General features: G+C 74.0%; 17 protein-coding genes. 8 read left to right on the top strand and 9 right to left on the bottom strand.

Annotation, left to right across the window (positions count from 1 at the left end):
* Nucleotides 1-88: 88 nt before the first annotated feature.
* The 5 genes from EV567_RS22550 to EV567_RS22530 all read left to right on the top strand — a co-directional run bounded on the left by EV567_RS22550 (nt 89) and on the right by EV567_RS22530 (nt 5,099).
* Nucleotides 89-1,108 (top strand): sugar ABC transporter substrate-binding protein, encoded by a 1,020-nt coding sequence (locus tag EV567_RS22550; RefSeq protein WP_130442953.1) that lies wholly within the window; start codon nt 89-91, stop codon nt 1,106-1,108.
* Complete coding sequence (locus EV567_RS22545; protein WP_130442951.1) at nt 1,108-2,184, top strand: ABC transporter permease; 1,077 nt, start codon at nt 1,108-1,110, stop codon at nt 2,182-2,184. The genes EV567_RS22550 and EV567_RS22545 overlap by 1 nt, the downstream gene beginning before the upstream one ends.
* 5 nt (nt 2,185-2,189) lie before the next feature.
* Complete coding sequence (locus tag EV567_RS22540) at nt 2,190-3,104, top strand: ATP-binding cassette domain-containing protein (RefSeq protein WP_130442949.1); 915 nt, start codon at nt 2,190-2,192, stop codon at nt 3,102-3,104.
* Nucleotides 3,105-3,171: 67 nt separating this feature from the next.
* On the top strand, nt 3,172-3,720 hold the full coding sequence (locus tag EV567_RS22535) for a GNAT family N-acetyltransferase (protein WP_130442947.1): 549 nt from the start codon (nt 3,172-3,174) through the stop codon (nt 3,718-3,720).
* Between the two features lie 137 nt (nt 3,721-3,857).
* Nucleotides 3,858-5,099 (top strand): serine hydrolase, encoded by a 1,242-nt coding sequence (locus EV567_RS22530; RefSeq protein WP_130442945.1) that lies wholly within the window; start codon nt 3,858-3,860, stop codon nt 5,097-5,099.
* 64 nt (nt 5,100-5,163) lie between these two features.
* On the opposite strand, the gene EV567_RS22525 is transcribed toward EV567_RS22530, so the two are convergent.
* Nucleotides 5,164-6,168, bottom strand: coding sequence for a Gfo/Idh/MocA family oxidoreductase (locus EV567_RS22525; protein ID WP_130442943.1), 1,005 nt, complete (start codon nt 6,166-6,168; stop codon nt 5,164-5,166).
* Nucleotides 6,169-6,237: 69 nt separating this feature from the next.
* On the bottom strand, nt 6,238-7,014 hold the full coding sequence (locus EV567_RS22520) for an SDR family oxidoreductase (RefSeq protein ID WP_130442941.1): 777 nt from the start codon (nt 7,012-7,014) through the stop codon (nt 6,238-6,240).
* Between the two features lie 197 nt (nt 7,015-7,211).
* On the opposite strand from EV567_RS22520, the gene EV567_RS22515 reads away from it, so the two are divergent.
* Both EV567_RS22515 and EV567_RS22510 read left to right on the top strand, forming a co-directional pair.
* Nucleotides 7,212-8,246, top strand: a complete 1,035-nt coding sequence (locus EV567_RS22515) for a LacI family DNA-binding transcriptional regulator (RefSeq protein ID WP_130442939.1) — start codon at nt 7,212-7,214, stop codon at nt 8,244-8,246.
* An 85-nt stretch (nt 8,247-8,331) separates the two neighbouring features.
* A complete protein-coding gene (locus EV567_RS22510; protein ID WP_130442937.1) occupies nt 8,332-8,964 on the top strand; it encodes a TMEM175 family protein in 633 nt (210 codons plus the stop codon).
* A 17-nt stretch (nt 8,965-8,981) separates the two neighbouring features.
* Here EV567_RS22510 and EV567_RS22505 read toward each other — a convergent pair whose 3' ends face one another.
* Complete coding sequence (locus EV567_RS22505; RefSeq protein WP_130443110.1) at nt 8,982-10,145, bottom strand: Gfo/Idh/MocA family protein; 1,164 nt, start codon at nt 10,143-10,145, stop codon at nt 8,982-8,984.
* A 209-nt stretch (nt 10,146-10,354) separates the two neighbouring features.
* Between EV567_RS22505 and EV567_RS22500 the strand changes: the two genes are divergently transcribed.
* Nucleotides 10,355-10,867, top strand: a complete 513-nt coding sequence (locus EV567_RS22500) for a hypothetical protein (protein ID WP_130442935.1) — start codon at nt 10,355-10,357, stop codon at nt 10,865-10,867.
* Nucleotides 10,868-10,910: 43 nt separating this feature from the next.
* Here EV567_RS22500 and EV567_RS22495 read toward each other — a convergent pair whose 3' ends face one another.
* From EV567_RS22495 to EV567_RS22470, 6 genes are read right to left on the bottom strand one after another with little or no spacing between them, the layout of a single operon-like run.
* Nucleotides 10,911-11,981 carry a class I SAM-dependent methyltransferase gene (locus EV567_RS22495; RefSeq protein WP_242620963.1) on the bottom strand — a complete coding sequence of 357 codons (1,071 nt, stop codon included), beginning with the start codon at nt 11,979-11,981 and terminating at the stop codon, nt 10,911-10,913.
* On the bottom strand, nt 11,978-13,138 hold the full coding sequence (locus tag EV567_RS22490; protein ID WP_130442933.1) for a glycosyltransferase: 1,161 nt from the start codon (nt 13,136-13,138) through the stop codon (nt 11,978-11,980). The genes EV567_RS22495 and EV567_RS22490 overlap by 4 nt, the downstream gene beginning before the upstream one ends.
* Entirely contained in the window at nt 13,135-13,950 is an 816-nt protein-coding gene (locus tag EV567_RS22485; RefSeq protein WP_130442931.1) for an alpha/beta fold hydrolase, read from the bottom strand. The genes EV567_RS22490 and EV567_RS22485 overlap by 4 nt, the downstream gene beginning before the upstream one ends.
* A gap of 2 nt (nt 13,951-13,952) precedes the next feature.
* Nucleotides 13,953-14,294: an acyl carrier protein gene (locus tag EV567_RS22480; protein ID WP_130442929.1), complete on the bottom strand. Its 342-nt coding sequence runs from the start codon at nt 14,292-14,294 to the stop codon at nt 13,953-13,955.
* Complete coding sequence (locus tag EV567_RS22475; RefSeq protein ID WP_242620974.1) at nt 14,291-19,006, bottom strand: type I polyketide synthase; 4,716 nt, start codon at nt 19,004-19,006, stop codon at nt 14,291-14,293. The genes EV567_RS22480 and EV567_RS22475 overlap by 4 nt, the downstream gene beginning before the upstream one ends.
* A 50-nt stretch (nt 19,007-19,056) precedes the next feature.
* A complete protein-coding gene (locus EV567_RS22470) occupies nt 19,057-26,070 on the bottom strand; it encodes a type I polyketide synthase (RefSeq protein WP_130442925.1) in 7,014 nt (2,337 codons plus the stop codon).
* Nucleotides 26,071-26,116: the final 46 nt, after the last annotated feature.

The raw sequence follows: 26,116 nt of genomic DNA, 5'->3' as shown, positions 1-26,116 counted from the left end.
TACTTTGATCCCGTCCCAACAGCGCAGCAGTCCGACCCCGCCAGGTCCGGGCCGTCGTTCCCCCGTCGCACAGTGAGGTGCCGGAAAGATGGACAGCTCGTCTCCCGCCCGCTCCCGTAGAATCGCCCCGGTCGTGGCCATGGCCGCGGCGGTGGCCCTGACCCTCGCAGGCTGCTCCAGCAGTTCCGGCGGCAAGAAGGCCGAGGAGAGCGCGGACGGCGCCTCCGCGGGCAAGGCGACCACCCCGCAGATGACGGTGGCCCTCGTGACCCACCAGGCGTCCGGTGACACCTTCTGGGACATCGTGCGCAAGGGCGCCGAGGCCGCCGCCGCCAAGGACAACGTCAAGCTCGTCTACTCCAACGACCCGAACGCCGGCAACCAGGCCAACCTGGTCCAGAACGCGATCGACCAGAAGGTCGACGGCATCGCCGTCACCCTCGCCAAGCCGGACGCCCTCAAGGACGTCATCGCCAAGGCCAAGGCCGCGAAGATACCCGTGGTCGGCCTCAACTCCGGTGTCAGCGAGTGGAAGAGCCTCGGCCTGCTGGAGTTCTTCGGGCAGGACGAGACGGTGGCCGGCGAGGCCCTCGGCAACCGGCTGAACAAGGAGGGCGCCAAGAAAGCGGTCTGCGTCGTCCAGGAACAGGGCAACATCGGCCTCACCCAGCGCTGCGACGGCGTGAAGAAGACCTTCTCCGGCGCCACCGAGACCCTCTACGTCAACGGCACCGACATGCCGTCGGTGAAGTCGACGATCACCGCCAAGCTCAAGCAGGACAGCGCCATCGACTACGTCGTCACCCTCGGCGCCCCGTTCGCGCTGACGGCGGTGCAGTCGGTGTCCGAGGCCGGCTCCAAGGCGAAGATCGCCACCTTCGACCTCAACAAGGACCTGACGAGCGCCATCTCCGACGGCACCATCCAGTTCGCCGTCGACCAGCAGCCCTACCTCCAGGGCTACCTGGCGATCGACTCGCTGTGGCTCTACAAGAACAACGGCAACTACATGGGCGGCGGCGAGCAGCCCGTGCTGACCGGCCCGGCCTTCGTCGACAAGTCGAACGTCGAGGCGGTGGCCTCGTACGCCGCGAAGGGCACCCGGTGATGAGCATGGCCCGGCATGCCGAGCCGGCGGTGAGCGCACCGCCGGCCTCCGGCCCGCGACAGACCGACGGCCGCACCTCGCGGCGGCCGCTCGCCTTCAGGCTGCTGGCCCGCCCCGAGGTGGGCGTCTTCCTCGGCGCCGCCGCGGTGTACGTGTTCTTCCTCTTCGCCGCGCCGCCGGTGCGCGAGGCGAGCTCGATGGCGAACATCCTGTACCAGTCGTCGACCATCGGGATCATGGCGCTGCCCGTGGCCCTGCTGATGATCGGCGGCGAGTTCGACCTCTCCGCCGGCGTCGCCGTGATCACCTCGGCGCTCACCGCGAGCATGCTGAGCTACCAGCTCACCATGAACGTCTGGGTCGGTGTGGTCGTCGCGCTGCTGGTCTCCCTGGGGATCGGCGCGTTCAACGGCTGGATGCTCGTCAGGACGGGCCTGCCGAGCTTCCTGGTCACCCTCGGCACCTTCCTGATCCTCCAGGGCGTCAACCTCGCCGTCACCCGGCTGGTCACCGGCGACGTGGCCACCGACGGCATCAGCGACATGGACGGCTTCAGCCAGGCCAAGAGCATCTTCGCCTCGACGTTCGACGTCGGCGGCGTCCAGGTGAAGATCACCATCGTGTGGTGGCTGGTCTTCGCGGCGCTGGCGACCTGGGTGTTGCTGCGCACCCGGTACGGGAACTGGATCTTCGCCGTCGGCGGCAACAAGGAGTCCGCGCGCGCCGTCGGCGTGCCGGTGACCTTCACCAAGATCTCGCTGTTCATGCTGGTCGGCTTCGGCGCCTGGTTCGTCGGCATGCACCAGCTGTTCACGTTCAACACCGTGCAGTCCGGCGAGGGCGTCGGCCAGGAGCTGATCTACATCGCCGCGGCCGTCATCGGCGGCTGTCTGCTCACCGGCGGCTACGGCTCCGCGATCGGCCCGGTCTTCGGCGCGTTCATGTTCGGCATGGTCCAGCAGGGCATCGTCTACGCAGGCTGGAACCCCGACTGGTTCAAGGCGTTCCTCGGCGTGATGCTGCTCGGCGCCGTCCTGATCAATCTGTGGGTCCAGCGCACGGCTACCCGGAGGTGACCGCCATGACCGACGACGACACCGGCGCCCACGGGGCCGTCCTGATGGACACCCCGTCCGCCGACGGCGAGCACCCCCTCGTCGAACTGCGCAACGCGGGCAAGTCCTACGGCAACATCCGCGCCCTGCACGGGGTCGACCTCGCCGTCCGCCCCGGCAACGTGACCTGCGTGCTCGGCGACAACGGAGCGGGCAAGTCCACCCTCATCAAGATCATCTCGGGGCTGCACCAGCACACCGAGGGCGAGTTCCTCGTCGACGGCCGGCCCGTGCGCTTCTCCACCCCGCGCGAAGCTCTCGACCACGGCATCGCCACCGTCTACCAGGACCTCGCCACCGTCCCCCTCATGCCGGTGTGGCGCAACTTCTTCCTCGGCTCCGAGATGACCAAGGGCCCCTGGCCCGTGCGCCGCCTCGACATCGACCGGATGAAGAGGACCGCCGACGAGGAACTGCGCAACATGGGCATCGTCCTCGACGACCTCGAACAGCCCATCGGCACCCTCTCCGGCGGGCAGCGGCAGAGCGTCGCCATCGCCCGCGCCGTCTACTTCGGCGCCCGCGTGCTCATCCTGGACGAGCCCACCGCCGCCCTCGGCGTCAAGCAGTCCGGCGTGGTCCTCAAGTACATCGCCGCCGCCCGCGAGCGCGGCCTCGGCGTCATCTTCATCACCCACAACCCGCACCACGCCTACATGGTCGGCGACCACTTCAGCGTCCTGCGCCTCGGCACGATGGAACTGTCGGCCGAGCGCAGCCAGGTCAGCCTGGAGGAGCTCACCAACCACATGGCCGGCGGGGCCGAACTCGCCGCCCTCAAGCACGAGTTGTCACAGGTGCGCGGAGTCGACGTCGAGGGGCTCCCCGAGGAGACGGACCTCACCGCACCGGTGGCGGGCGGCGGGGAGAAGAAGGACTGAGATTCGCGCCTGCCTCACTGAGCATCCGTCAGATGCACTCCGCCGCAGCTCACTTATGATGCTCGGCATGTTCGACGCCGAAGTCAGGCTGGGGGCCGTCGCGACCGCGACGGCCCCCGCCCTCGTCCTGCGCACCTGGCGTCCCTCGGACGCCGCCGATCTGATCGACGTCCACCGGGACCCGGCGCTGCGCCGCTGGGGGAGCGGTGACGTCCGGGACGAGGCGAGCGCGGCGCGCTGGGTGCGCGCGCAACAGGAGGGCTGGGCCTCGGGACGACGCTTCGCGTTCGCCGTGCTGGAGGCCCGATCCGGCGGCGGGGAAGGGGCGCTGGTCGGGAACGTGGTGCTCAAGGCGTCAGGCGGCCCCTCGGCGGAGGTCGGCTACTGGACGGCCGCGCACGCGCGGGGCAGCGGCGTGGCCCCCCGTGCGCTGGCCGCGCTGACGGACTGGGCCTTCACCGCCGTCGGCGGCCTGACCCGTCTCGAACTCCTCCACCAGAGCGACAACACGGCGTCCTGCCGGGTCGCGGAGAAGACGGGTTACGTCCTCGACGCCGTGCTGCCGGCCGCCCCGCCCGACTATCCGCAGCCGGGACATCTGCACGTACGGCGGTGACGGCGCGGCTGCTGCCTCGCCGACGGGCGGCCGCCCGGGGGCGCTTCTATGCTGGGGATCGATGGGCCGCACGCGGCCCGTACCCGTTGGTGCGGCTGTGGCCTGCGGCGTTCGTCTCCTCGTGGAGGAGTGAGCCCATGACGCGTCCGAGTGTCCGACTGCGCAGGGGAACCCTGGTGGCCGCAGCTCTGGCGGCCCTGGTGGCACCCGCCGTGGGCGGAGCGGTCACCGCCGAGCCGTCCTCGGCCGCCCCCGCGGCCCAGCCCTCGCCGACGCCGACCGGGGGAGACGTCCGCGCGCTCACCGCCGACGTCCAGGAACAGATCGACCAGGCCGTGCAGCGGGTCCAGAAGGAGACGGGCACCCCCGGCGTCAGCGTCGGCATCTGGACGCCCGACCGGGGCGAGTACGTGAAGTCGTTCGGCGTCGCGGACAAGGACACCGGCCAGAAGATGACGCCGGACCTGTACATGCGCATCGGCAGCGAGACCAAGACGTTCACCGTCACCGCGCTGCTCCAACTCGTCGACCAGGGCAGGGTCGGCCTCGACGACACCATCGGCGAGTACATCGCCGGCGTGCCCAACGGCGACAAGATCACCCTGCGGCAACTGGCCGGCATGCGCAGCGGACTGTACAACTACTCGGAGGACCCTGACTTTTTCAAGGCCCTGACCTCCGACCCGCGCCGCCCGTTCACCCCGCAGCAGCTGCTCGACTACAGCTTCAAGCACCCCGTGCTGTTCCCGCCCGGCGAGAAGTTCTACTACTGCAACACCAACCTGATCCTGCTCGGCCTGGTCGTCGAGAAGGCGAGCGGACGCCCCCTCGCCGAGTACATCCAGCAACGCGTCCTGGATCCGGTCGGGTTGAAGCACTCGCTCTTCCCCACGGGCAGCGAGTTCCCCTCGCCGCACGCGCAGGGCTACACGAACCAGACGGCCACCGGGAAGGTCGAGAACTCCACCGACTGGGACCCCTCCTGGGGCTGGGCGGCCGGGGCGATGATCTCAGACCTGGACGATCTGCGCGTGTGGGCCCGCACGGTGGCCACGGGTGAACTGCCCGACGGCGGCAGGCTGATCAGCCCGGCTCTGCAGAAGCAGCGGCTGACCACCCCGCCGACCCCGATCCCGGGCGCGGGATACGGCCTGGGCATCTTCGACGTGCAGGGGTGGATCGGCCACAACGGCTCCCTGCCCGGCTACGAGTCCCTGACGATCTACCTGCCGTCCGCCCGGACCACCCTCGTCGTGGTGCTGAACACCGACATCGGGCACGACAACGAGGAGCCCAGCACCCTGTTCGGCGACGCCATCACGAAGATCATCTCGCCGGAGCACGTGTACAACCTGCCGGCCCAGCCGGCGGCGCAGTGAGGCCGGTCGGACCACCGCGCGTCGAGGCGGGCCGGGCGGGTGGTGGTCCGACCGAGTCCGCCGGTCAGGCCGTGCGGACCTCCGCGATCGTCACCGGTCGGTGCTCGCGCAGCGACAGCGTGCACGCCTCCGCGATCCAGCCGGCCTCCAGCGCGTCCTCGATCGTGCAGGGTGAGGGCCGGGAGCCCGCCACCACCTCGGTGAAGGCGGTGAGTTCGGCGCGGTAGGCGGCGGTGAAGCGGTCCATGAAGAAGTCGTGCGGCGGACCGGCCGGGAAGGTCACCCCGGGCTCCACCGAGCGCAGCGGCAGCTTGTCCTCCAGGCCCACCGCGATGGAGTCCTGGAAGCCGTGGATCTCCATGCGCACGTCGTAACCGCGCGCGTTGTGACGGGAGTTGGAGACCACCGCGATCGTGCCGTCGTCCAGGGTGAGGATCGCGCCGGTGGTGTCCGCGTCGCCCGCCTCCTTGATGAAGTCCGCGCCCCGGTTCCCGCCGACCGCGTACACCTCGGTCACCTCACGGCCCGTCACCCAGCGGATGATGTCGAAGTCGTGCACCGAGCAGTCGCGGAAGATGCCGCCCGAGGCGGCGATGTACGCGGCGGGCGGCGGCGCGGGGTCGAGGGTGGTCGAGCGGACCGTGTGCAGCGTGCCCAGCTCGCCCGACCGCACGGCCGCGCGGGCGTTGACGAAACCGGTGTCGAAGCGGCGGTTGTAGCCGATCTGGATCGGGACGTCCCGGCCCTGCACGGCCTTGAGGACCTCCACGCCCTCGGCCATGGTCCGGGCGACCGGCTTCTCGCAGAAGACGGGCACCCCGGCCTCCACGGCGGCGAGGATCAGGCCCGGGTGGGCGTCCGTCGCGGCGGCGATCACCACGCCGTCCACGCCCGCCGCGAGCACCGCCTCGGGGGAGTCCGCGACCTCGGCGCCGAACCGCTCCCCGGCGGTCTTGGCGGCCTCGGCGAACGGGTCGGCGACGACGAGCGACTCGACGGCGTCGAGTCCGAAGAGGGTCTCGGCGTGGAAGGCGCCGATGCGGCCGAGGCCGAGGATTCCGATGCGCATGGGGGGTGCAGCTCCTTGAGGGTCGTGCGGGAAGGGCCGGAGGAGGCAGGGGCGGGACTGTCGAACGGCCTAGTCGAGGCCGCCCAGGACGTTCTGGTCCCAGTCGATCACCGAACCGGTGACCACGCCGGACCGGTCGGACAGCAGGAAGACCACGAAGTCCGCGATCTCGTCCGGCAGGCCCAGCCTGCCCATCGGCAGCCGTGCCGCCGCCTGCTCCCGCCAGTCGTCGCCGGCGCCGTGGAAGGCCCGCTGCGTCGCGTCCTCGCCCTCGGTCGCCGTCCAGCCGATGTTCAGCCCGTTGATGCGCACCCGGTCGTGGCGGTGGGCGTGCGCCGCGTTGCGGGTGAGGCCGGCCAGCCCGGCCTTGGCGGCCACGTACGGCGCCAGGAAGGGCTGACCGCCGTGCGCGGACGAGGTGATGATGTTGACCACGGTGCCGGGCGCGCCCCGGCCGACCATGTCCCGGACGGCGGCCTGCATCGCGAAGAACGGCGCCCGAAGATTGATCGCGATGTGCTGGTCGAACAGTTCGGGCGTGGTGTCCAGGAGTGTGCCCCGCGAGGTCAGGCCCGCGGAGTTCACCAGGCAGTCGATCCGGCCGTACGCCTCGACCACGCGGGTGACGCAGGACGTCACCTGTGCGGCGTCGGCCAGGTCGGCGGGGACGAACATCGCCTCGCCGCCGGCCGCGGTCAGCTCCGTCACCAGGGCCTCGCCGGGTTCGGGGCGCCGGCCGCTCACCGCGACGACGGCGCCCTCGCGGGCGGCCGCCCTGGCGGTCGCGGCGCCCACGCCCTGGCTGCCGCCGTTGACGAGGACGACCTTGTCGTCGAGAAGTGGCATGGATCGGCGTTCCTCTCAGCTCTCGCGGCGTCGCCGGCGGGCTCGACGGAGCCCGCTGCGTTCCGCGGGGCCCCACGGCGTCGTGCGGCTCTGCCATTCTTGTCAGCACAAAACCCTCGAACAACCTGCAGCGAGCCATCAAAAACCCCTCAAGCGCCGTCGGGGTCATCCGTCCAGCACACCTTCAGGAGCCGGCCGTGGGCCACCCTTTCCCGATCCGTGAGATCGCCCGCCAGGCGGGCCTGAGCGAGGCCACCGTGGACCGGGTCCTCAACGGCCGGGGAGGGGTGCGCGCCTCCACCGAGCAGGAGGTGCGCCGGGCCATCGCCGACCTGGACCGGCAGCGCACCCAGGTCCGGCTCGTCGGCCGCACCTTCATGGTCGACATCGTGATGCAGGCGCCCGAGCGGTTCACCACGGCGGTGCGGGCCGCGCTGGAGGCCGAACTGCCCGCGCTCCACCCGGCCGTGCTCCGCTCCCGCTTCCACTTCCGCGAGACCGGCCCCGTCCGGGAACTCGTCGCCGGCCTGGACCGGATCGCCCGCCGCGGCTCGCAGGGCGTCATCCTCAAGGCGCCGGACGTCCCCGAGGTCACGGCGGCGGTCGGCCGGCTCGCCGCCGCGGGCATCCCTGTCGTCACCCTCGTCACCGACCTGCCCGCCAGCGCCCGGCTCGGCTATGTCGGCATCGACAACCGGGCCGCCGGCGCCACCGCCGCGTACCTCATGGGCCAGTGGCTGGGCGAGCGGCCGGGCAATGTGCTCACCAGCCTCAGCAGCGGGTTCTTCCGCAACGAGGAAGAGCGCGAGATGGGCTTCCGCAGCGTCATGCGCGCCCGCCATCCCGAGCGCGCGCTCGTCGAGATCGCCGAGGGCCAGGGCCTGGACGCCACCCAGTACGACGTCGTCCGCGCCGCCCTCGAACGGGACCCGGACATCCGCGCCGTCTACTCCATCGGCGGCGGGAACATCGCCACCCTCAGGGCCTTCGAGGACCTCGGCCGCGAGTGCGTCGTGTTCGTCGCGCACGACCTCGACCACGACAACACCCGGCTGCTGCGCGAACACCGCCTGTCCGCCGTGCTCCACCACGACCTGCGCCAGGACATGCGCGAGGCCTGCCACGTCGTGATGCGGGCCCACGGCGCACTGCCGCCGGCCGGACCGGTGCTGCCCTCCGCGATCCAGGTGGTGACGCCGTACAACACACCGCCCCAGGCGACGGCCGGCTGACCGCGGCACCGGGCATTCGCTGTCACCCGGTACGTCCGGCGTGTGAGGGCATGTGCGGGCCGTCGGCTTTCCTACTGTCGTACGCGTGTGGAAAGCAGCCCCCGAGGGGGAACCGGAGCGGCTCGTCGCGCTCGCCGACGGCGTGTTCGCGATCGCCGTCACCCTGCTCGTGCTGGACCTGTCCGTGCCGCCGGGCCTGGACGACGAGCAGTACCGAGACGCGCTGCGGGACGTCCTGCCCAACCTCGGGGCCTACGCCCTGAGCTTCTTCGTGCTGGCGCAGTTCTGGCGCGACCACCGCCGGATCTTCCGCCGGGTGCGGCACGTCGACTCCCAGATCGTCCGGCTCTCCCTGCTCGGCATGGGCCTCGCCGCTCTCCTGCCCTTCCCCACGACCCTCATCTCGGAGTACCCGCAGGAGGCCGTCTCGGTGGTCGTCTACTCCGCGGCCGTCACGGCCCTCGGGGCGACCCACCTCGCGCTGGCCGTCCTCCTCAACCGACGGCCCTGGCTGCGCGAGGCCCCCGCCGGCGACCCGGACCTCCTCCTGTCCGCCGCCGACCTCATCGCGACGGTGGCGGTCTTCGCGGTCACGATCCCGCTCGCCCAGGTGCTGGACGGCGCGGCCGCGTGGTGGTGGGTGGCCCTGTTCCCGGCGAAGGTGATCCTCGGCGCGCGAGCGCGGAGGAGGATCGCGCGCGGCCGGCCGAAAGGGTGACGTGGTGAGGGCGCCTGTCAGGACGCGGGCTCCAGGGCCGTCCAGGCGCCGGTGCGGGCCGAGCGGGTCATCGCGTCCAGGACGGTCGCGCTGTGCACGGCGTCCGCGAGCGTCGTCCCGTACGGCCGGCCCTCGGCGATCGAGCGCAGGAACCGGTACGCCTCGATCACCTTCAGATCGTCGTAGCCCATCGCGTTCGCCGCGCCCGGCTGGAACGCGGCGAACTCGCCCGCGCCCGGGCCGACGTACACCGTGCTGACCGGCTGGTCCTGGTACGCCGTGCCGCGGCTGACGGCGAGTTCGTTCATCCGGCGGAAGTCCCAGGAGACGGCGCCCCGGGTGCCGTGCACCTCGAAGCCGTAGTCGTTCTGCTCGCCGACCGAGACACGGCAGGCCTCCAGGACGCCGCGGGCCCCGGAGGCGAACCGCAGCAGGCAGTTGACGTAGTCCTCGTTCTCCACGGGACCCGGCTCGCCGCCGGCGGCCAGGGCGTGCCCGGCGGTGGCGCCGGTGGGGCGGGCGCGCCGGGGGATGAAGACCGCGGTGTCGGCGACGAGGGAGGTGATGTCGCCGAGCAGGAAGCGGGCGAGATCGACGCCGTGCGAGGCGAGGTCGCCGAGGACCCCGCTGCCGCCCCGCTCCCGCTCGTAGCGCCAGGTCAGGGCCCCGTCCGGGTGGGCCGCGTAGTCGCTGAGGAGACGGATGCGGACATGGGTGACGGCGCCGATCTCCCCGGAGGCGATCAGCTCGCGCGCGGCCTCGACGGCGGGCGCGTTGCGGTAGTTGAAGCCGACCGTCCCCTGCACGCGCGCGCGGGCGACCGCGTCCGCGACCGCGCGGGCGTCGGCGGCCGTGAGGCCCACCGGCTTCTCGATCCAGATGTGCTTGCCGGCCTCGGCCATCGCGACGCCGATCTCCCGGTGCAGGAAGTTCGGCGCGGTGATGCTGACGGCCCCCACGCGCGCGTCGGCGGCGATGTCACGCCAGTCGCGGTACGTCGAGGCGAATCCGTAACGCGCCGCGGCCTCCTCGGCCCGGCCCGGCACCTCCTCCGCGACCGCGACCAGCTCCGGCCGCACCCCGAGCCGCGGGAAGTGATGCGGCACGCGCGCGTAGGCCTGGGTGTGCACCCGGCCCATCCAGCCGAACCCGACGACCGCGACACCCAGCGCGTCCACCACGAGAGCCCTGCCCTTCCCCACGAGCGGTCCACACGGACGTGCACAGGGACGTTCCTCGGAAGGCCCACATGAGCGGTCCATATGTCCTGATGTCCTTGCCAGGCCACCCTGGGGGCGCGGTCGCGGCCGTGTCAACCCTCCTGCCGCGCTCCCGCCCCTTCGGGCCTCGTGGCTGGCGACCCGGCCGTACACCGGCGATCGTGGAGATCATGGCGGACCCCACCGCGGCTGACGACGTGCCGCCCCGGCACGACACCCGCGAGGCCGTCCTCTTCGGCGGTGTCTACGGCGCCGTCCTCGCCTCGTCGCTGGTCGCGGCGCTCAGCACCTACGGCCACTCCTCGCGGGCCAGCCGCCGCTACGACGCCCTGTGGCTGCTGGTGACCGCGCTCGCCTCCGCCCTCGCCCACGGCTACGCCCACTTCGTCGCCGAGCGCCGGCCGAGCCGGCGGTGGGACGCCCTGCGCACCGTGGGCGAGGAGTGGCCGCTGGTGGTGGCCGTCCTGCCCACGGTCTTCGTCCTGGCCGGCGCGGGGTGGGGCTGGTGGCGGCCGGACGGCGTCGAGTTCCCGGCGTTCGTCCTCAACATCTCGATGCTGTTCGGCCTCGGCCTGGTCTCGGCCCGCTGGTCGCGCAGATCATGGCCGAAGGCGCTGCTGACCGGGCTGCTCGACGCGCTGCTGGGCGTGATCGTGGTCGTCGCCAACGCGGTGATCAAGTGACCCTGCGGCGCGCCGCCGCCCGCCGGACGCGGCCCCGCCCCCGTCAGTCCCGACGGGCCACGATCCGGTAGGCGTTGGACAGCCCCAGCCGGTGCGACAGCGGCCGGATGGCGAACCGGTCGAGCAGCGTGCCGGCGACCAGCGCCGGGATCCCGGCGACCAGCAGCGCCCCGCGCAGCACCCTCCGGGCCGCCCCCGGCCGCCGCGGCAGCCAGGGCGCGTCGTCCCGCGGGGCCAGCCGGTCCAGCGACAGCCAGACGGCGGCCAGCAGGTCGACCGGGTCGTGCGGCTCGCGGTGCTGCTCGGACACCACCGTGAAGCCCAGGTCCGTCAGGCGTCGCCGCAGGTTGGCGACCGGCACGAAGTGCAGGTGCTGCGGCTGCAGCCAGGGCAGCCACCAGCGGCCCAGCAGGCGCGCCCACCGGCTCTCCGGGTCCGGGACCTCGATGAGCAGATGTCCGCCGGGACGGACGGTCTCCCGGGCGGCGCGCAGTTCACGGTCGGGATCGGTGCTGTGCTCCAGGTAGTGGAACATGCTCACCACGTCGTACCGGCCCGCGAGGTCCGCCGCCAGCTCGTGGAACTCACCCCGGTAGCCGTGCCCCACCCGGCCCTCGCGGGCGGCCAGTTCGACGCCCTCGGTGAAGTCGAGGCCGTCGAAGACGGTGTCCGGCAGCACCTCGCGGGCGGCCGCGCAGAAGTGGCCGTGCCCGGTGCCGACGTCCAGCCAGGTCTTCGGCCCGGGGTCGTGCGGCAGCATCGACTCCGCCCGCCCCCGGTACATCGCGGTGCGCCCGCCGAAGGTGTCGCCGAGCTTCTTCTCGCCGAGCCCGTCGTAGAAGTCCCGGTAGTAGAACTCCAGTCCCTCGGCGCTCAGCCGGGGGTTCTGGAAGGTGTGGGCGCAGGCCTCGCACCGGTCCAGGACGAAACGGCCCGGCTTGTGCTGGAGCAGGTCGGTGGTGCGCAGCCGGGTGGTGAGCCGCTCCGAGCCGCACCAGGGGCAGGTGGTGCGCCGCGGTTCGAAGAAGCGGTCCAGGCCGGCCGCCAGGTCGGCCTGGTAGCCCGGACGCAGCTCCGCGATCCGCTCGGTGGTCCGCTTGCTCTCGTCGCTCACCACAACTCCTTCGCCAGCTCGTCGAGATGGTCGGCGGCGGCGGACGCGCCGCCCGCGGCGCGGAACGCGGCGCCGATCCGGCGGGCCGCCGCTCGGTGCCCCGGATCGTCCAGTACGGCGTCCAGGGCGGCCCCCAGCTTCTCCTCGCCGACGCGGCCGAACCGCACGCGTACCCCGGCAAGGGCGTCCGCGACCTGCCCTGCCACGACCGGCTGGTCGTCCCGGATGGGCGCGACCACGAGCGGGACGCCGTGCCACAGCGCCTCGCACACGGTGTTGTGCCCGGCATGACAGACGACGGCGTCCGTCCTTTCCAGCAGCGGAAGTTGCGGGACCGACGGCACCACGAGGAGATCCTTCCCGCCGGTGTGGCCGCCCCCCAGGGCGCCGCCCGGGTCGACGATCACCCCCTGCACGCGGTCGGCCCGCTCGCGCAGCGCACCGCGGCACACCTGGAGGAACCGGCCGCCGACGTCGGTGTTAGCGGTGCCGAGCGTGACCAGCACCACGGACCGGCCCGGATCCAGCCACTCCCAGGGGAAGGCGGCCGGGGACGGGCGGGCGGCGATCGACGGGCCGACCCACCGGACCCCGGCGCGCTGCCCCGCCAACTCCGGTGTGCTGAAGGCGAGGACGAGACGCGGGGAGAACCGCGGATCGGCGACGCCCGCCGGGTCGCCCATCGTCTCCCGGAGCCGGGCCAGCCGCTCCTCCAGCCACTGCCGCACCTTGGGCAGCCCGGCCAGCGGATCGGTGAACTCCGCCGACGTCGACGCCGAGGTCGCCCAGGGCACGCCCATCCGCTCCGCCACCAGCGCGCCCGCGAACGCCTGCTGGTCGGCAACCACCACGTCCGGCCGGAACGCCTCGACGGCCGCCCGCACACCGGGCGCCATCGCCTCGGCCAGCGGCAGCAGGTACCACTCCCACAAAAACCTCAGCGCCTCCGGTCCGCGCAGCTCCGGCGGCCGGGACCCTTCCGGCGCCCCGGCGCAGGGGTGCACCTCGACGCCGTCGCCCGCGAGCCGCCGCACCAGCGCCGGGTCGGAGCACGCCCACGCCACCCGGTGCCCGCGCGCGGTCAGTTCGGCGGCCACACCGACGAGCGGGTTGATGTGCCCCGTCAACGGCGGTACGACACAGAGGAATCGGCTCACCGGACCTCCGCCGCCCTGGCCGACTCGGCCTCCCGCAGCAGCGACAGGACGTGCCCGCCCACCGTCCCCGCCGCCTCCACCAGCACCGAGTGCTCCTGCCCGGGGATCACCACGGTCCGGCAGTCCGGCAGCAACCCCTCCAGCCACGGCACGAGTTCGGCGAGGTCGGAGTCACCGCCGTACACGCCCAGCACCGGGCAGCGCACCCCCGCGATCTGAGACTCCGTCATCACCCGGCTCGCGGGGATGTCCCGGCCGAGCGTGGTCTCCCGGGCGAGACGGGCCGCGCCCCTGGCCAGCCGGGCGGTGTTGTGGCCGCGATGGGCGGTGATCCAGGCGATCACGTCGGGCTCGTTGTACGCCAGCTCGGCCACCACCCGCTCCAGGATGCCGCCCAGCTTCACCGCCCAAGCGGCGGTGGCCGGTTCGGACTCGACCAGCGTGACGCTCGCCGCCCGCTCCGGACGGCGGGCCGCGTAGCCGAACGCGACCGTGCCGCCGTAGGAGTTGCCGACCAGGTGCACGGGGCCGGTGACGCCGAGACGGTCGAGCAGCGCCTCCAGGTCGTCCACGTTGTGGTCCAACGTGTAACCCTCGGCGGGGCGTTCGCTGCGGCCGTGGCCCCGCAGGTCGTACATGACGACGTCGAGGCCGGCGGCCGCGAACGCGGGGGCCACGGTGAAGTAGTAGCTGGCCAGGCTGTCGGTGAGCAGACCGTGCACCAGCACCACGGTGGCGGCCGCCGGGCGGCCGCCGCCGGGCCCCATCCTCTGTACGTGCAACCGGACGGCGCCGGTGTCGACCATCGCCACGGTCAGCTCGCCTCCGCGGCCTTCAGACCGGTCACGACGTACTCGACGAGCCGCCCCACGGTCAGCTCGATGATCTCGTCGAACTCCATCCCGGCCACGAACTCCGCGAAGTTGATCCGCTCGCCGTACCGCTCCTGGAGCATCCCGGCCAGGGTGACGAGATCGATGCTCTCCAGCTCCAGATCGCGGTTGAACGTGGTGTGCGGGCCGATCTCGACGTCGTCGAGCCCGTACTCGTCCTGGAGGAGCCGGGTCAGCATGTCCCTGAGGTCTGCGAGGACGGCCTCCTCGTCGGCGACCGGCGGGAGAGGGGAATCGGGAGTGCGGGGGCTGTCGGCGGTCATCGGTCGTACTCCTTCGCTGGGGCGGGGGACGGCTCGACGGGCCCGGTCGTCCAGGCCACGACGTAGCGGCGGTCCGGCAGGGACGGCGGGTTGGCGACCGGGGCGCAGTGCACGGTGTAGGCGCGTTCCAGACGCCCGGAGACGGTCAGCCGGCCGCTGTCCGGGGCGGCGTCCAGGACCGCGAAGTCCCGTGGCCGGCCCCCGAACCCGGTTCCCTCCGCCTTGGCGACCGCCTCCTTCGCCGCCCAGAACCGGGTGAACCACAGCGCCTCGGAGTCACCGGCGGACGACGACAGGCCCCGTAGCAGACGGAGTTCGCGTGGGCCGAGCACGGTCGCCACGGTCTCCGGCGTTCGCTCGACGACCTCCTCGATGTCGATGCCGGGGCCCGGACCGGGCGTGTGCGGCCGGACGAGGGCGACGCCCGCCTCCGCGCGGTGCGCGAGCGACACGTCGAGCGCGGGCAGCACCCGGCCGTGCACGCCCGTCACATACGGGCCGCCCGCCGTGTCGTTGTGCACCCGCAGCTCCGCCGGGAAGACCGGGCCCTCACCGTGCTCCCACAGCCATCGGCGGACGGCGTCCTTGACCGCGATCCGCCCCAGCAGCCACTGCCGCCGTCCGCGCGGCGGATGCTCGGCGTACCGCGAACGCTCCGCGCTGTTCAGGGAGTTGCGCATGATCAGCTCGCGGGAGGCCAGGTCCGGCCAGCGCTCGAACAGCAGCGTCCAGCCGCCCGGACGGACCTCGGAGAGCGTGTTGCGCTCGGGGAAGCGCTCGACGGGGCGGGTGGTCGGGTCGTTGTCGAACCGGCGGTCCTGCCAGCCGTGCAGCTCCGCCCACACCGTGCCGTCGACCGTCAACTGGACGTCGGCCTCCAGGGCGGTGTCGGTCAGCGAAGTGATCCTCACGTCGCACACCACTTCGGCGCCCGGTGCGGGGTGCGGCCCGTAGAACCGCATGTCCCGCATCCCGACCGGGAAGACGACCGTGCGCTCGGTGCGGGTGGCCATGATCCAGTAGCCGAGAATCTGACCGACGTTGTCGAGCAGGGCGCCCGGCGCGGGCGGCGTCGTGATCACACCCCGCACCCCGCGGTCCCCGATCGCGGTGAGCTCGGTGACGCCCTGGAACGCCGGGCCGTGGAACATCCACCGCTGCTCGTAGAGTTGGGCGGCCGTGTGCTCGGGGATGCGTTCGGACGCCGGATCGAGCGGCGGCCGGACGGGCGGCGGGGGCGGGTACACGGCGGCGACTTCGACGGTGGCACGGGCCCTCGGGCCGAAGGACACCGCCAGCCGGTCCGGGCCCTCGGGGGTGACCGTCACCGGCACGTCGACGGCGGGCGTCGCGGTGAGCCACTCCTCGAACCGCGCCCCGAGCACGGCGACCGGCACCAGACCGGGCGCGGCCTCGGCGGCCGCGTCCATGATGTGCCGCACGATCGTCGTCGCCGGGACCACCGGCCACCGGTCCGCCACGTCCGGCCAGCCTGGCCGCTGCGGGAAGAAGCAGTGGTCCAGGAGGTACGGCATGGTGTCGGGCGAGACGCGGACGGTGGAGCGGCGGGGAGTGAGAGGCCGTTGTGAGGCGGGTGAGGCGGGTGCGGTGAGGGGGGCGGGGGATGTGGGGTGCGTGGGGTGCGGGCGGGGCGGGGCGGTCAGGAGCTCGGCCGCCGTGTCCGCCGTCTCCCGCAGCAGAGCGCTGAGTTCGGCGGCCACGGGGGAGTGGGGGACCAGGGCGTCCAGGGGGGTGCTGGACCCTGAGGCGCGGGTGACGCCCGCCGCGTGGGCCGGCGCCGGTGCCGTACGCAAGTCGGCTCGCAGTTCGGCGAGTCGTCCCGGGTCGAGGGAGACCAGCGCGCCGTCCAGGTCCAGTCGGACCGGCCGTGAGAGCGCCGCCCGGCCGGTGCCGGACGCGCCGCCGGCGGAGACGGTCCCGGCGGACACGGCGTCGGATGTCACGGCGTCGGATGTCACGGCGTCGGTTGTGTGCGGCAGGGCCGGGGCCACCGCGGCGCCCGCCGTCCACAGCGCGGTCGCGACCCGGCGGAGCTGAGCGAGACCCGTGCGGCGGGTGGAGTTGGCGGCGACGACGAGATGGTCCCGCGCGCCCAGGGTGTCACCGACGAGCGAGCCGAGCTGCCCCGGCCCGACCTGGACGTACACCCGGTGGCCCGCCGCGTACAGGGCCTCGGTCAACTGCCTGAAGCGCACCGGCTCCAGCAGATGGCGTACGAACAGGGCGCGGGTCTCGGCCTCGTCCGCGGGGAAGGGCGCGGCGGTCGTGTTGGACCAGACCGGGGTGTGCGGCGGGTGCAGCCGGAAGCGCTCGGCGGCCTCCTTGATGGGGCCCAGGTGCGGCGCCAGCATCGGCGTGTGGAAGCCGGACCTGAACGGCAGCACCTGGCTGAGCACCCCCCGGGCGCGGAACGCCCGCACGAAGGCGTCGACCGCCGGCTGCGGACCGCACACCATCGACTGGTGGGGCGCGTTGTCGTGGGAGAGCACCAGACCTGCCTCCTCCCAGTCCTCCTCCCGCAGGGCGGCCGTCACCCGCTCGGCGGACGCGCCGATCGCGCCGAAGGCGACGCCGGGCACGGTCAGCGCGTCCGGGTCGAACGCGGCCATGAAGGCGTCGACGTCGTCCCCGGCGTAGAGTCCGCCCGCCGCCATCGCCGTCCACTCGCCCACGCTGTGTCCGGCGACCGCGTCCGGCACGATCCCCGTCCGGCGCAGCGCGGTGTCGAGGAGCCGGCCGGCCGCGACGACCCCGAGACCGTGCAGACCGAGACCGATGTCACCGGCCCGCTCCTCGGGCACGGGCAGCGGCGGCAGGCCGAAGTGGGTGGCGACGTCGTCCACGCGGGGGGTGAAGTCTCCCTCCAGGCCAGGGAAGAGGAAGGCGAGTCTGCCGGGGGCCGCGAGGCGGCCGGTGGCGCGGGCGGGAGGGCGGCCGGTGCGGTGGCCGGGGTCGAGCAGGGGGCCCGGGCGGAACCAGACGTCGTTGCGGCCGTGCCAGGCGCTCCCTTGGGCGACGGCCCGGCGGGCCAGGGCGAGCCGCTTGTCGGTCGGGTCGACCATGCCGAGCCGGGCCGGGCCGGCCGCCGGATGGGTGCGGGCGGGGTCGAGACCCTGGCGCCGTACGGCTTCGTCGTCGGCGTCGAGCGCGGCGGCCAGCCGTTCGGGTGAGTCGGCGGCGAGGAGGAGGACGCGTTCAGGTTCGGTCACCTGAGTGACCGCTGCCGGGCGTGCCCCGGGGGCGCGTGCCGGAGCGGCCCGGGAGGCGCCCGGCGCCTCCTCCAGCACCACGTGGGCGTTGATCCCGCCGAACCCGAAGGCGTTGACCGCCGCCCGCCGCACCGGCTGTTCCCCGGTGGTCTCCCAGGGCTCGGCCTTCTCCAGCGTGCGGAAGCGGGTGCGGGCGAGGGCGGGGTGCGGGTCGTCGCAGTGCAGCGTGGGCAGCAGCGTCCGGTGGTGCACGGCGAGCGCGGCCTTCACCAGACCGGCGACCCCGGCGGCGGGCATGGTGTGCCCGATCATCGACTTGACCGAGCCGAGGACGGCCGTACGGGCCGAGGACTCCGCCTCCCGACCCGGCGCGGCGGACCCGGCACCGGGAATGTCACCCGGTCCGAACACCTCGGCCAGCGTTGCGAGTTCGGCGCTGTCACCGGCCGGGGTCGCGGTGCCGTGGGCCTCCAGCAGGCCGAGCGAACCGGGGGCGGCCGGGTCGAGACCGGCGGCCCGCCAGGCCTGCCGCACCGCCTGCGCCTGGCCGCCCGGATCGGGGTTGACCAGCCCGGCCGCCCGGCCGTCGCTCGCCACCCCGGTGCCCCGGACCACGGCGTAGACCCGGTCGCCGTCGCGCTCCGCGTCGGCCAGCCGCTTCAGGACGACCACACCCGTGCCCTCACCGATCAGGATGCCGTCGGCGTCCCGGTGGAAGGGGCGGATGCGCTGGCTCGGGGACAGCGCGCGCAACTGGGAGAACACGCTCCACAGCGTGATGTCGTGGCAGTGGTGGACACCGCCCGCCAGCATCAAGTCGCAGCGCCCGCTGACCAGTTCGCCCACCGCCTGGTCCACGGCGACCAGTGACGAGGCACAGGCCGCGTCCACGGTGTAGGCCGGCCCCCGCAGGTCGAGCCGGTTGGCGATCCTGGACGCGGCGAGGTTGGGCACCAGCCCGATGGCCGACTCGGGGCTGTACGGGCCCAGCCGGTCGGTGAACGCCTCGCGCACCCGGTCCAGTTGCTCGCCGGTGAGATGGGGCAGCAACTCGCCGAGAGTCCGGGTGAGTTGGCTTGCCGTGCGGACGCGCTGGTCGAGCCGGACCAGGCCCGGGGTCAGATAGCCGCCCCGTCCGAGGACCACGCCGACGCGCCCTCGCTCCGGCAGACGGTCCACGCCGCCCGCGTCGGTGAGGGCGGCCGCGGCCACATGCAGGGCGATCAGCTGGTCGGGCTCGGTCCCGGCCACCGAGTTCGGCATGATCCCGAACCGGGTCACCTCGACCTCCGCCAGCCCGTCCACGAACCCGCCCCGCCGGGCGTAGACCCGGTCCGCCACGGCCGGTCCGGTCGCGCTGCCGGGGCGGTAGTAGCCGGCGTCCCAGCGCCCGTCCGGCGCCTCGCCGACGGCGTCCACACCGTCACGCAGGTTCCGCCAGTAGGCGTCCAGATCGGCCGCGCCCGGCAGCAGCACCGCCATGCCGACGATGGCGACCGGGACTTGACGGTGTGGACGGGTCACCGAGGCCGTCACCAGGCGGAGGCGGTGTAGACGACGGCGGTCGCGGACTCCTCGCCCCAGGCCAGCTCCCGCAGCAGCGCGGCGGTCCCCTCCTCGGGGTCGATCAGCCGAATGCCGCGCCGCGCGTACTCCCGGGCCAACTCCGCGCCCACCATGCCGGAATGACCTGCCGACGGCGCCCACGGCCCCCAGTGCACGGTCAGCGCACGGTGCCCGGTCCGGGCGGCGAAGGCCGCGCCGAGGGTCTCCAGGGCGTCGTTGGCGGCCGCGTAGTCGACCTGGCCCCGGTTGCCGAGGACGGCGGAGACGCTGCCGAACAGCACGGTGAACCCGGGCCGGGCCGGCAGCTCCTCCAGCGCCGTGAGCAGGGCGTCCGCGCCGGTGGCCTTCGTGCCGTAGACGCGCTGGAAGGACTCCACGCTCTTCTCCGCGATCAGCCGGTCCTCGATCACCCCGGCGGCGTGGACCACGCCGTCGAGCCGTCCGTGTTCGGCGTGGATCTCCTTGACCGCCTGGACCACCGCCTCCGGCTCCCGGAAGTCCACCGAGCGGTAGCGGACCCGGCTGCCGAGCGCGGTGAGCTCCTCAAGCGTCGCGGTGATCTCCCTTTGTGCCAGCAGCAGTTCGGCGGCGCGGTTGATCTCGGCCGGCTTCAGCCCGCCGCGGGCGGCGAGCGCCGCGCGCAGTGCGGCAGGCGTGCGGGCGGCGGCGGTGTCGGCGTCCTCCGGGCCGTCCGGCGCGGGCGTCCGGCCGAGGAGCTCCAGCCGGCAGCGGGACGCGCCGGCGAGGGCGGCGGCGAACTGCGCGGTGATGCCGCGCGCCCCGCCCGCCAGCACCACGACCGAGTCGCGGTCCAGGCCGAGCGCGGCGGCCTCGGCGGCCCCCTCCCCGGCCGGCCCGGCGCCGGTGTTGCCGAGCGCGCCGAGCGGCGCCTCCACAAGCTCGAAGCCGTACCGCCCGGACGCCGTCCGCAGCACGACCGGCGCGCCCTCGGGGAGCGCGGCCTCCGTCACGACGGCGTCCGCGACGGCGGCGGGCGACACGTCCGCGAGGTCGACGACCCGGGCCGTCAGGTGCGGATACTCGCGGGCCACCGTGCGGAACAGTCCGTGCAGACCCGCCGCGCGGACGCCCCCTTCGGCGGGCCGTACGGCCAGCAGCCGGCGCGGGGAGCGGGCCAGCGCCGCCTTCAGCACGGCGAACGCGTCCGGCAGCACGGGCGTGTCGCCGCCGGTGAGCGCACCGAGGTGGACCACCCCGTCGACCGGCCCGTCCGCCTCGGTCAGCACATGCTCCCGGCCGCGTACGACGACGTCGGCCCCCAGCCCTTCAAGTCGCGCGGCGACCTCGGGAACCTCCCCCAGGACGGCCCAGCGGGCGCCGGCGAACACCGAGGCCGCGTCGAGGGGCGCCTCCGGCGTGTCCAGCGGTACGGGCCGCAGCACATGCCGCTTCGGCGGCTCGCCGGACACCTCCCCGACGGCCGGCGCGGCGGTCTCGGCGGCGGGAGCCCGCACCGGGACCGGCTCAGCCGCCGAGGGCGTCACAGCGGGATGCCGGTCGTCCGCGCCCGGATCCGGCGGCGAACCACCCAGCCTTGCCGTCAGCCAGCCGGTCACCGCCGCGGCCGTCCGCGCCTTCGCCAGTTCCTCCAGCTCGGCGTCCTCCAGGGACGTCAGGTCCGCGCCTCCCTGCGCGCCGAGACGCCTGGCCAGCTCACCGGCGATCTCGGCGCGCTTGATGGAGTCGATGCTGAGATCCGCCTCCAGATCGAGGTCGGGCTCGATCATGTCGACGGGATAGCCGGTGCGTTCGCTGATGATCTCCAGTACGACGCGCTGCACGTCCACGGCGCCGGCGGCCGGATCCGGTGCGTCCGCCGGCGCCACGGCCGGGGGAAGCGCCGCGGGCAGCGCCGACGGCGCCGCCTGGCCCACCGGCGCGGGCGTCTCCCAGGACAGCGGTTCCGGCGACGGCGGTGCGGCCGCCGTCCCACCCGGAGTCGCCCCGAAGTAGGTGAGCAGTACGTCCCGTTGGGCGGCGATCATCTCCCGGCTGGTGCGCAGGAACTCGGAGACGATCGCGTCCCGGTCGGACGGGACGCCGTGCGGGGGGTTGGTCGTCACAGTCGGCACAGTCCTTTCGACGGGTTCCATCACGCGTCGGGCCGGGGCGAGCGCACCGGGGAGGAGGGCCCCGGAGGCGGTGCGGACCAGCTGCCCGTCCACCGTCCAGCCGGGCCGCTTCGGCACAGGTGTGCGCACGGCGTCGACGGCGTCCCGCCCGCGCAGCAGCCGGCCGGTGCGCACCGGCAGCCCGGCCACGGCGAGACGGGCGAGGGCGTCGAGCCAGTCGGGCAGCCCGCCGCCCGGGCGGGGCTCGCAGGCGACCGTGGTGTGCGGGCGGTCGCCGAGGATCCGCCCGACCAGCCGGGTCAGCACCGACCCGGGGCCCGCCTCGACGAAGATCCGCGCGCCCGCGGCGTACATCGCCTCGATCTGCTCGACGAAGGCGACGGGCGCGCCGATCTGGGCGGCGAGCTCCGCGCGGACCGCGTCCGGGTCGGCGTCGTACGGGGCGGCCGTGCGGTTGGACCACACCGGGAACTCGGGGGCGTGCACCGGGCGGGCGGCCAGCGCCTGCGCGAAGCGCTCTCCCGCGCCGGCCACCAGCGGGCTGTGGAAGGCGCAGGCCACCGGGATGCGCTTGGCCCCGAGGCCCGCCTCCCGTATCAGCCGCACCGCCTCGGCGACCGCCTCCGACGGTCCCGAGATCACCGTCTGCTCCGGCGAGTTGCGGTTGGCGACCACCACCGTGTCCGGCGCGCCCGCCGCGCGCAGGGCCCCGGTGACGTCGTCGGCTCCGGCCGCGACGGCGGCCATGGCGCCGGTGTCGTCGCCGTGCCGCCGGGCGGCTTCGAGGATCGCCGCCGCCCGTTCGGAGCTCAGCGCCAGCAGCGTCTCGGGGGAGAGGGCCCCGGCCGCACACAGGGCGACCAGCTCGCCGTAGCTGTGCCCGGCGGCCATGTCGGGCCGCACCCCGGCCCCGGTGAGCACGGCGTACGCGGCGAGCCCGGCGATCCCGAGGGCGGGCTGCGCCACCCGGGTGTCGGTCAGGGCGTCCTGCTGCCGGGCGCGCCCGGCGTCGTCGAAGGCGGCCGGGGGGTACAGCGCGTCGGCATGGCTCCGGACCGGCTCCAGGTGGGCGCGCAACTCGGGAAAGTGGACGAAGAGTTCGGCGAGCATCCCGGGCCGCTGGCTGCCCTGGCCGGGGAACAGGAAGGCGACTTTTCCGGGTCCGCCGGGCTCGGCGGGGCTCGCGGAGACGCCTTCCGGGGCGGCAGCGGCGGGAGCCCGGTGGACGCCGGCCGCCGGGGCCTGTGCGCGGGTGCCGGCGTCCGGGCCCTGTGCGCCACCGTCCGCCGCCACTGCGCGCAGCTTGGTGACCAGGTCGTCCACGTCGGTCGCCACGACCGCCACCCGGACGGGGTCATCGCTCGCGTCCGAGCGGCGGGCCGCGCCGAGCGCCAGGTCCCGCAGCCGCCAGGGCCTGCCTTCCGTCTCGGCGGTGGTGAGCAGTTCCGCCACCGCCCGCCGGGCCGCCTGCTCGTCGCGGCCGCGGAACAGGAACAGCTCGGCGGGCCAGGCGTCCACCGCGCGCACCGGCGGCACCCCGTCGCCGTGAGCTGCCAGCACGACATGGAAGTTGGTGCCGCCGAAGCCGAACGCGCTGACCCCGGCGAGGCGTTCGGCGGCGGGCACGGCCCACGGGCGGGCCTCGCTGTGGAAGACGAACGGGCTGCTGTCCGCGTCCCAGGCCGGGTTGGGCGTCTCGACGTGCAGCGTGGGCGGCCGGACACCGGTGTGCAGCGCCAGCAGCGTCTTGATCATCCCGGCCAGACCCGCGGCGCACTTCGTGTGCCCGATCTGCGACTTCACCGAGCCGATCACGCAACGGCCCCGCTCCGCCCCCGCCTCGGCGAACACCTCGGTCAGGACACGGAGTTCGGTGCGGTCGCCGACCACCGTGCCGGTGCCGTGCGCCTCGACCAGCCCGACGTCGGCCGGTGAGACGCCCGCGTTGCGGTAGGCCCGCTCCAGCGCCACCCGCTGGCCCTCGGGACGGGGAGCGGTCAGCCCGAGTGAGCGGCCGTCGCTGGAGGCGCCGAGGCCCTTGATCACGCCGTAGATCCGGTCGCCGTCGCGCTCGGCGTCGGCGAGCCGCTTGAGGACGACGCAGGCCACGCCCTCGCCTAGGGCGATGCCGTCGGCCGAGCCGTCGAAGGCGCGGGAGCGCCCGGTGGGGGACAAGGCGTGCACGGAGGAGAAGAGGACGTAGTCGTTGATGCCGTTGTGCAGGTCGGCGCCCCCGCACAGCACCACGTCACTGGTGCCGCCGACGAGTTCCTTGCACGCCACGTCGACGGCGGCGAGCGAGGAGGCGCAGGCGGCGTCGACGGTGTAGTTGGCGCCGCCGAGGTCGAGCCGGTTGGCGATCCGCCCCGAGATCACGTTGGCGAGCATCCCGGGGAAGGAGTCCTCGGTGAGCTGCGGGAGCTGGTCGTCCAGCGCCTTCGGGACCTGGTCGTAGTAGGACGGCAGCACGGCCCGCAGCGTGGCCGCGTTGGACAGGTCGCTGCCGGCCTCCGCGCCGAACACCACCGAGGTGCGCGAGCGGTCGAACTCCCGCCCCCCGCCGCCGTACCCGGCGTCCTCCAGGGCACGCCGGGCGGCCTCCAGGGACAGCAGCTGGACCGGCTCGACGGAACCGAGGGACGCTGGCGGGATGCCGTAGCGCAACGGGTCGAAGGGGATCGGCGGCAGGAAGCCGCCCCACTTCGACGGCGTGGACGTGCCGTGGTGGACGGCCGGGTCCCAGCGCTCCGGCGGGACCTCGGTGACCGCGTCGTGCCCGCCGACGACGTTCGCCCAGAAGGCCGCCAGGTCGGGCGCCTGCGGGAACATGCAGGCCATCCCCACGACGGCGATGTCCAGGGGCGCGGGAACCGTCCGTGGGACCGACCGGTCGCCGCCCAGCTCGGCCGCCCGCCGGCTCAGGAACTCCGCCGCTCCCGTCGTCACCGACGTGTGCAGCGCGGCGACCGTGGTGGTCGCCGATCTGAGCACGGCCACCTCCCCGGCCATGAACATCCCCTCGTCCAGCTGCCGTTGCTCGTCCACGGGCACCAGCGCGCCGTCCTCCGCCCGGGTCACGCCCTTGCTGGCGACGCGCAACCGGCCCACGTTGAGCCGCTCCAGCTCCTCCCAGACACGGCGGTCCGGCACGCCCCGCGCGCGCAGCCGGGCCGCCTCCTCCCGGTAGCCGGCGGCGAAGGGGCTGGGCACGCAGCGCGTGGCGTGGCCGGGCGCCGACTCCAGCAGCGTGGTCGCCTCGGCGGCGAGGACCTGCCGCTGGAAGAGCGGGCGGATCGCGCCGTGTGCCACCGCCTCCTCGGTGAACAGGTACGCGGTTCCCATCAGCACCCCGACGGCCGCCCCGCGCGCGGTGAGCGGCGCGGCGAGCGCGGCGACCATGGCGGCCGACCGCCCGTCGTGCACGCCGCCCGCGAAGAACACCTCCAGACCGGCGGCGTCCCCGCCGTCGAAGTAGTCCTCCAGAACGGCGAGTTGGGACTCCCACAGCGGGAAGCTGCCGCGCGGTCCGACGTGCCCGCCGCACTCCGAACCCTCGAAGACGAAACGCCGCGCGCCCGCTTCCAGGAACTGCCGCAGCAATCCCGGCGAGGGCACGTGCAGGAACGTCCTGATGCCGTCCCGCTCCAGCGCCTTCGCCTGCGACGGGCGTCCGCCGGCGATGACGGCGTGCGTCGGCCGCATCTCCCGTACGGCCTCCAACTGGGCGGCCCGCACGTCCTCCGGGGCGAAGCCGAGGACGCCCACGCCCCAGGGGCGGCCCGCCACCGCGTCCCGGGTCGCGGCCAGCATCGCCCGGGTGCGCTCTCCGTCCGCCAGCGCCAGCGCCAGGAAGGGCAGCGCCCCGTCGGCGGCGACCGCCGCGGCGAACTCCGCCCCGTCGCTCACCCGCGTCATCGGCCCCTGCGCCACCGGCAGCCGCGTGCCGAGCGCCCGGCTCATCGGGGAATCCGCCTCCAGAGCCTGTCCGGCCCCCTCCTCCTGTACGGAGTTCCGTACCGCCTCCTTCAACTCCCTTACCGCGCGCCGGACATCGCTCCAGCGGTCCGCGAACCTGACGGCCAGGAAGCCGTCCTGGCCGACCGGCAGCAGTTGGGTGCGCGCGTCCCGCGCGCCCAGCAGCGCGGCGACCGTGTCGGGGGAGGCGCCGTCCGGGACGTGCGGGGTGCCGGGGCCCCGGCGCTGGAGGACGCGGTGACCGGCCAGCACGGCTGTCTCCGAGCCGTCCAGGCTGCGCAGCACGGCCGCGGCCGGCTCCGGGAGCGCCGACTCCGCCAGCAGGGCGAGCTGCACGTCCAGCACGACCCCGGCCGCCCCGCCGGCCACCGCCGCGGCGGCGGTGTGCGGGCCGATGCCGCCGCAGGCCCACATCGGAAGCGTCAACTCATCGGCGGAGAGCAGCTGTTGGAGCAGCACGAACGTGCTCAGGTCGCCGACCCGGCCACCGCACTCGGCGCCCCGGGCGATCAGCCCGTGTGCCCCCGCGCGGGCCGCCCGTCGCGCGCTCTCCAGGTCCGTGACCTCCACCAGCACACGGTGGTGCGCGGCGACCTCGGAGATGTGCCAGGGGGCGCCCTCGGCGAGGACGACCGTGTGCGGGGCGGACCGGGAGCCGTCGGCCTCGAGGTCGGCGGGGGAGAGTCGGCAGCGGGGGCCGACGCGCACGCCGTAACCGGTGTGGGCGGCCTCGCCGGCCGAGGCGGCGCGGTGCAACCGGGCCAGCGCCTCGCGGCCCCCGCGGTCGCCGGCGCCCAGGTCGAGCACGCCCAGCCCGCCGGCCCGGCAGACCGCCAGGGCGAGCCCGGCATCGGGTTCGCCGAACGGAGTGATGCCGATGATCATGTCCTCGGAACGCACAGTGGACGTCATGATTCTCCGAATCAACGGTGAAACTGCACGGTGGGGGTTCGGGACA

Source organism: Streptomyces sp. BK239, assembly GCF_004217285.1.
Taxonomy (GTDB): domain Bacteria; phylum Actinomycetota; class Actinomycetes; order Streptomycetales; family Streptomycetaceae; genus Streptomyces.
The sequence above is the reverse complement of the archived record's forward strand: the minus strand, read 5'-3'. Positions and strand labels throughout refer to the sequence as shown.